This is a genomic window from Oleiphilus sp. HI0128 (genome assembly GCF_001635365.1).
The window spans coordinates 1-994 of sequence record NZ_LWGG01000305.1 but is presented as its reverse complement, the minus strand read 5'-3'; the positions used below and the strand labels follow the sequence as shown (position 1 = coordinate 994).

Sequence of the window (994 nt, the reverse complement as noted above, 5' to 3'; positions counted from 1 at the left end):
GTAATGATAATCATTATCAATTAATGTATTTGTTATTAGTTAGATAAATACCGAGGGAAAGTATATGCCTAAGTTGATAGATGATAACTGGATTGTGATTACTTCACTTGGAATGGCGTTGTTCATGTGTGTACTTGCTCTGGTGTTCCCAATCTCTTATTAAACCTTTCTTGCAGAATTGCAGGGTTAAATCGTCGTGTCGCTTTAACGTTAATAGCTTCGTTTGTCCTACTGATAGAACTGTGTATTTAAGGTTTTAGGTAGCATTAGGGTGATGAGGTAAGCATTAAATAGTATTCAGCGCTTTACAATTAGTGAACCCAATCACTTATGAAAGTACTAGGATCAATATATGGAAGTATTTGCAGACTATCAACTCACGCTACTCATTGTTGGACTGACCGGCTTATTGCTGCTCACCCAAATACTTGTTTCTGACGCAGCATCAATTAAATTGAAACATACACCGGGTTATCCCGTCGAAGCTGATCACGCTAGATTTTTATTTCGAGCCTCTCGTACTTATTCAAATACCAATGAGACGATCGCGGTATTTATCCTGTTTGCTTTGTTTGCTGTTTATAGTGGTGCCGATGCAAGCTATATCGACGCGTTTTCTGTGACCTATTTTGCTGGGCGTGTGATGCATATGTTGTGCTATTACGCGAATATAGCCTTGGCCCGGAGTATTGGTTTTGTTATTAGTCTGATTGGTTTAATTGGTATGTTTGTGACTTCGCTGACGGTTTGATAGGCCCTCATCTGCATTTTAGAGTCTCTTAGTTTGAAGACAGAGCTATCTGACTTAGCGGCGTGTGTATCAGGCTTTAACTTTCTAGTAGAAATCTCGCCCAATCGGGCAGGGTGTTTGCTTTTTTCGTTACTAATCCTTGCGTGATCTGAGCAACGAGATCGAAGGGCTTTAGGTAGTCAGAGTTGTCTAAGAGATAAGCTTTGTCTGCCAGCACTAGCGCTGTTTTTATATTTTGCATGG

General features: G+C 40.0%; 1 protein-coding gene. It reads left to right on the top strand.

The window, feature by feature from the left end; all coding sequences use genetic code 11:
* Positions 1 to 352: 352 nt before the first annotated feature.
* Positions 353 to 751: an MAPEG family protein gene (locus A3763_RS03880; RefSeq protein ID WP_068511332.1), complete on the top strand. Its 399-nt coding sequence runs from the start codon at positions 353 to 355 to the stop codon at positions 749 to 751.
* The last annotated feature ends 243 nt before the right edge of the window (positions 752 to 994 follow it).

Bases quoted from the DNA above. Each gene is read 5' to 3' on its own strand.
- A3763_RS03880 (WP_068511332.1), top strand. From the start codon at position 353: ATGGAAGTATTTGCAGACTATCAACTCACGCTACTCATTGTTGGACTG.